Consider the following 5,624-nt stretch of genomic DNA (forward strand, 5'->3'; position numbering starts at 1 on the left):
TAAGTCTAATAAAAAGTCCGCTTGATAGTTTAAATATTTAAATTAAATGATAAATTGCATTACATATAGTAAATATATGCGCTATCAATAGCGTATATTTACTAGTTATAGGGCATTTAATCCCCACCTACCGAAATCATTGTTTCCGTGCCGACCATCACATCATCCAAATCAAACATCGGACATTGTTCTTCTTCGTTTGGATAATCTTCAACATAAAGAGAAAAACAATCAAGTTGCTCTCTAATTTTTTCTTCTGCCAAATCTTGAATTTGACTTACGGTCATGTCATCAGGAACATGAGCTTCATACTTTGCAATTACAATTACTGTTTTCATTTGAACTTTAAATTAAAAACGCCCTATAACATACGCTATACAAAAGCAGGGGCGTACTGCTAAAGTGAGCGGTGTGCATCAATTTATCATTTGTGGTAGGCTGACAAGGTGTGCATCTTAACCCCTGCCTTCGTATAGCGTCAGCCGTTATGGGCAAGGCTAACAGACCCGACACCCCAACAAAATCCAACGACAATTTGGACAATCTCTGACTAACATTAAAATATGGAAGAAAAATTTGCGTAGTTAAATAACTACACTTAAATTTGTAGCCAAATAACTTCATAATGAATTTAAGACGAGATGTTTTTCAAGCCATTGCAGACCCGACAAGACGAGCTATACTTGTATTAGTTGCCACGCAATCAATGACAGCAGGTGCAATCGCTTCAAATTTTGACACAGCAAGACCAACTGTTTCAAAACACTTGCAAATCCTTACCGAGTGCGAATTGATTACCCAAGAGCAAAACGGCAGAGAAGTTTATTATCACATCAACGCAAAAAAAATGAAAGACGTTGCAGACTTCATTGAACCTTTTCGGAAAATGTGGGACGACAGGTTTAACAAGTTAGAAGCTGTAATGAAAACATACAAAAACAAGTAAAATGGAACAACTAACAAAGATAAATACAGAAGACGGCAAACAGGAAATCCTAATCACAAGAGAATTTGATTTGCCTTTAGACTTACTTTTTAAAGCATACGAAGAGCCTGAACTTTTTGAGCAGTGGATGGGAACGAAAGTGCTGAAAATGGAAAACAAAAAACACGGCTCTTATGCTTTTGAAACATCCTATAACGGAAACGTGGTGTTTAGTGCAAATGGAACAATACACGAATTTGTTCCGAACCAAAAAATCACACGAACATTTGAAATGGAAAACACACAGTTTCCTGTTCAGCTTGAATATTTGGAATTTGAAAAACTGACAGACGAAAAAAGTAAACTAACAATGCATATTGTGTTTAAGTCTATTGAGTTCAGAAACCAACTCTTACAAATGCCATTTGCACAAGGACTAAATATGGCACACGACAAATTGCAAGAAATAGTAAACAAACTAAAATAACAAAATATGGCAAAGCGAAACAAAATCATTTATTGGGTGGCAACCATTTGGCTAAGTTTAGGAATGGTTTCTACTGGAATAGTTCAACTTATTCAAATGGAAGAAGAAGTTCAAAAAATGAACACACTAGGCTATCCTTCTTATTTCCTAATAATTATAGGAGTTTGGAAAATTTTAGGAGTTATAGCAGTTCTTGTTCCGAAATACCCATTAGTAAAAGAATGGGCTTATGCAGGTTTTTTCTTTTTAATGACTGGAGCAATTTTTACACACCTTGCAGTAGCTGATAAGGCTGTAGAATATTTTGGTCCTACTTTGTTGCTTGTATTAACTATTGTATCGTGGTACTTCAGACCAGCAGACCGAAAACTTATAAATAGCCAATTATGAAATTAGAACTTAACCCGCAGGTTGACAAATATTTACTTGACGGCTGTATGCGTTGCAAATATGGCGGAACACCACAATGTAAAGTCAATAATTGGCGTGAAGAATTAGAAACGCTACGGCAAATTGTTTTAGAAACAGGTCTGAAAGAAGAAATAAAGTGGGGCGTTCCTGTTTATACACACAACGGAAAAAATGTGTTATCTGTGGCAGCGTTAAAAGATTTTGCAACAATTGGATTTTTCAAAGGCGTTTTGTTGACCGACATCAATAAAATTCTTCAACAACAAGGCAACTTGCAATCAGACAGAATTGTAACATTTACCAAAACATCAGAAATAAAGAAAATAGAGAAAGTTTTGAAATCATACATTAAAGAAGCGATTAATATAGAAGAACAAGGAAAGAAAGTAGAATTTAAGAAAAATCCCGAACCAATTCCCGAAGAACTATTACAAGTATTTGAACAAAACCCTGCATTTAAAAAAGCCTTCTACGCCTTGACACCAGGACGACAAAGGGGCTACATCATTCATTTTTCACAACCTAAGCAATCACAAACAAGAATTGGACGAATTGAAAAATACAAGCAACAGATTTTTGACGGTGTAGGACTAAACGACAAGTATAGTTGCTGACGACAGAAAACGAAGCCCAGCCCATAACAGCGGTTTGGCGTAATGGGGGCGGACGTTCTTCGTATGAACATTTGTGCTAAATTTGAACTCTGTGCTTCGTATCAAGTGTTGTGCTGAAATGCCCCCACTACGCCAAGCCGAAAACCGTTATAGCCAATACTACCCGACACAATCGACTAGAAAAACATTTTGGATTTGTTGTCTGAATAGTTAACTTTGGTTTGTGAATAATGACAGACAAGTAATTGCTTACAAAAACTATTTCCTCGACTTTTATGAAAGTCAGACCGACAAAGTGCAGGCGAAAATCGAATGGACTTTAAATTTGATTAAAGTCACTCCAAAAGTTCCCGAAAAGTTTTTTAAGCATATGCAAGGAACAAAAGGACTTTATGAAATTCGAGTGGAAGTAGGCAGTAATATTTACCGCATATTTTCATTTTTCGACAAAGGAAATTTAGTAGTTCTCGGAAACGGATTTCAAAAGAAAAGTCAGAAGACACCAAAACAAGAGATTGAAAAGGCACTTAAAATAATGGAGGAATATCAAAATGACATCTAAAAAAAATATAACAACCTTAGACGAAATTCTTGACAAGAAATACGGAGAAAAAGGAAATCCAAAACGTGAGGAATGGGAACAACAATTTGAAGCTTTCAGACTTGGTGCTTTACTTGAAGAAGCTCGAACAAAATTAGGAATGACTCAGGAAGAACTTGCTGAAAAATGTGGAACTAACAAATCTTACATTTCAAGAATTGAAAATGATGCTTCTGACATTAGACTTTCTACTTTAATGAAAATAATTCAGAAAGGTTTAGGCGGACATTTAAAACTGACTCTTCAAGTTTAAGAAAAAGAAGTACTGGCTATAACCACAAATTTGTATTATAATGGCTGACGGTGGTTAACGTTGCTTCATTACAATAAATTAAATTAGTGCTGGCAGACAAGTTTTTGCTTTCTATGCCATTACAACACAAACCCGCCAATCGTTAGTGGCAATTTTACCAGACCACTCGTCAACACAAATAACACAAAGAGAAATGACACAAAACCAACCAATTCCTTGCCCTGAATGTGACAGAATAAAATATTTCGAAGGACTATGTTATGCTTGTAACAACAGAAAATTGAGAGAGCATTATGAATTGATGACAAAAGACCAAATTGAAGAAACCATTAAAAATATTATTGACAAAATTGAAACTATTGACCAATGGGAAGACGTTTATAAAGATTTTAGCGGTTTATTAGCATACCAAGATATTGACACGAAAGAAATTTCAAAATCTGCCTTTGAGAAAAATGTCTTTTATCCACCAACTTTGTATAGAAACGCATCAGAAGAAACTCAAGATAAATTAATTGAGCTAATCTTAAAACCTGACTGTAAGGAAGCTAATCATATTTTAAGCTGTCTTGCTGTAATTGGAAGTGAAAAAGTGCGAGAAGTTTTTTATGAATTAGAGAATAATCCATTGCCTTGGCGAAAAAAACTTCACGTTAATCCATCATTTTATGCAAGTTTAGGAGGTTGGACTTTTGACGAAAGTGGAAAACGAACTGAGCTAAATTATAAAGAATGTTTCTCTATCGCTAACGAAGAAAGAGAAGACAATGCAATAATAATAGGCGAAGCAAAATCAGAAAACTGTTCAGTTTGCAGTTGTCAAACAGTAAATATTTTGACACTTAATGGCAACGATAAACGATTATCATTTCTTGGATTAAATGGAACTCTTAAAATTCCAATCTGTCCAAATTGTGCAAGTATGTGTGAAAAAACAATTATCCGTTATCAACTTGACGGAGAAAGCAGTTTTGAGATTATAGAACCGTTTGCCGATGAAAATTATATTTTAGAAGATGATTTCAAAAAACTTACAACTAACAATTTAAAATTATCTCAGAGCAAAAAGCCACCTTACTTTTCTTGTGGAAACGATGATGTTTCAACAATTGGGGGAAATCCTGAATGGGTTCAAGATTGGCAATACGAAAGTTGCCCAGACTGTCAAAAGAAAATGAAACTATTATCAGCAATATCGTGGGACCAAGTTTTAGAGGGTTCAGAAGGAATATTGTACATTGAAATTTGTACAGATTGTTCTGTTGTTGCAACTTTTCACCAACAAACTTAAAAAAACTGCCACTAACAAGGGTTTTGCGTCAGGCGGGCTGAAGTGCAAAATTCAACAGTAGTTTTTCAATTGAACATTAGTAATAAAACCAGCTTTTGTGCTTCGATTTCCCGCCCGAACGCAAAGCCCCAAACCGTTATAGCCAATTATAAAACGACACCAAATAACGACAGACAATGAAAAATTTATTATTAATCATTTTGACAATCTCAACTTTAAAAGTTGTTGGACAAAATCACCTTATTGGAGTGAAGGGTGGTGTTAACTCGACAAATATTACTTCAAGTAATTTTTTAAGTCAAAGCGACTCAAGGACTGGACTGACAGCTGGACTGACTTATGAATTTCGATTTAAAAAGCATTTTTCAATTGGGGCGGACTTGATTTACAATCAGCGTGGTTTTACAAACGACCTTGTATTTACAGACAATTTAGGAAACCCAACAGGCGAAAAGTACACAACGACATTCAACTATGACTATGTTTCACTTCCAATAAAGACTGGATTCAATATTGGAACTAAAATTTATGGATTTACAAATATCGGAGTAATTCCATCCTTGCTCGTTGACGCCAAGACAACAACACCAACTTTCGACACAGACGCAAAGTTTACAGGAAATGAAACATTTGACGCGACAAATCGTGTTTCAAAATTCGATTTTGCTGGACTAGTTGAAATTGGTGGTGGTTATAAATTAAATGGACGATATTGGTTGTTTACTTCGTTTTCATATCAATATAGCTTTACGACAATTACAAATTCAGACTACTTTGCAAATAGTAAAATACGCCATAACGGAATGGATTTAACGATAGGACTGAAATGTGCACTGACAAAAGAATAACTGGCTATAACAGCACCTACCCAAAAGTGGCGGCTCATTGGTTAAATCAAGCTTTGTGCATCTATCAAAGTTTGCGCTTGACAGACAGTGAATCGCTTCGAAATCGCCACCTTCGGGTAGCTGCAAAACGTTAGCTGCAACTTTACATGACAGAATTTAGACCATCTATCAAATCTAGAACAGACGACCAATTA

Annotated in this window: 9 protein-coding genes; 8 read left to right on the plus strand and 1 reads right to left on the minus strand. The window is 35.3% G+C overall.

Translation table 11 applies throughout. The annotated features are described in order from the left end of the window. Nucleotides 1-116 precede the first annotated feature (116 nt). Complete coding sequence (locus tag ACFSSE_RS08835; protein WP_379043304.1) at nt 117-338, minus strand: hypothetical protein; 222 nt, start codon at nt 336-338, stop codon at nt 117-119. A 287-nt stretch (nt 339-625) separates the two neighbouring features. Between ACFSSE_RS08835 and ACFSSE_RS08840 the strand changes: the two genes are divergently transcribed. From ACFSSE_RS08840 to ACFSSE_RS08875, 8 genes are all read left to right on the plus strand, one after another. Next, a complete protein-coding gene (locus tag ACFSSE_RS08840; RefSeq protein ID WP_379043307.1) occupies nt 626-946 on the plus strand; it encodes an ArsR/SmtB family transcription factor in 321 nt (106 codons plus the stop codon). 1 nt (nt 947) lies between these two features. Then, nucleotides 948-1,412, plus strand: coding sequence for an SRPBCC family protein (locus tag ACFSSE_RS08845; RefSeq protein WP_379043310.1), 465 nt, complete (start codon nt 948-950; stop codon nt 1,410-1,412). Nucleotides 1,413-1,418: 6 nt separating this feature from the next. Further along, nucleotides 1,419-1,802 (plus strand): DoxX family protein, encoded by a 384-nt coding sequence (locus ACFSSE_RS08850; RefSeq protein ID WP_379043313.1) that lies wholly within the window; start codon nt 1,419-1,421, stop codon nt 1,800-1,802. Next, nucleotides 1,799-2,437 (plus strand): YdeI/OmpD-associated family protein, encoded by a 639-nt coding sequence (locus tag ACFSSE_RS08855; RefSeq protein ID WP_379043315.1) that lies wholly within the window; start codon nt 1,799-1,801, stop codon nt 2,435-2,437. The genes ACFSSE_RS08850 and ACFSSE_RS08855 overlap by 4 nt, the downstream gene beginning before the upstream one ends. Nucleotides 2,438-2,660: 223 nt before the next feature. Then, a complete protein-coding gene (locus ACFSSE_RS08860; RefSeq protein ID WP_379043318.1) occupies nt 2,661-2,999 on the plus strand; it encodes a type II toxin-antitoxin system RelE/ParE family toxin in 339 nt (112 codons plus the stop codon). After that, complete coding sequence (locus ACFSSE_RS08865; RefSeq protein WP_379043321.1) at nt 2,989-3,291, plus strand: helix-turn-helix domain-containing protein; 303 nt, start codon at nt 2,989-2,991, stop codon at nt 3,289-3,291. The genes ACFSSE_RS08860 and ACFSSE_RS08865 overlap by 11 nt, the downstream gene beginning before the upstream one ends. A gap of 193 nt (nt 3,292-3,484) precedes the next feature. After that, a complete protein-coding gene (locus ACFSSE_RS08870; protein WP_379043324.1) occupies nt 3,485-4,582 on the plus strand; it encodes a hypothetical protein in 1,098 nt (365 codons plus the stop codon). Nucleotides 4,583-4,758: 176 nt separating this feature from the next. Next, nucleotides 4,759-5,430, plus strand: coding sequence for a porin family protein (locus tag ACFSSE_RS08875; RefSeq protein WP_379043327.1), 672 nt, complete (start codon nt 4,759-4,761; stop codon nt 5,428-5,430). Nucleotides 5,431-5,624 lie beyond the last annotated feature (194 nt).

The organism is Pedobacter alpinus (assembly GCF_042684645.1).
GTDB classification, from domain to species: domain Bacteria; phylum Bacteroidota; class Bacteroidia; order Sphingobacteriales; family Sphingobacteriaceae; genus Pseudopedobacter; species Pseudopedobacter alpinus.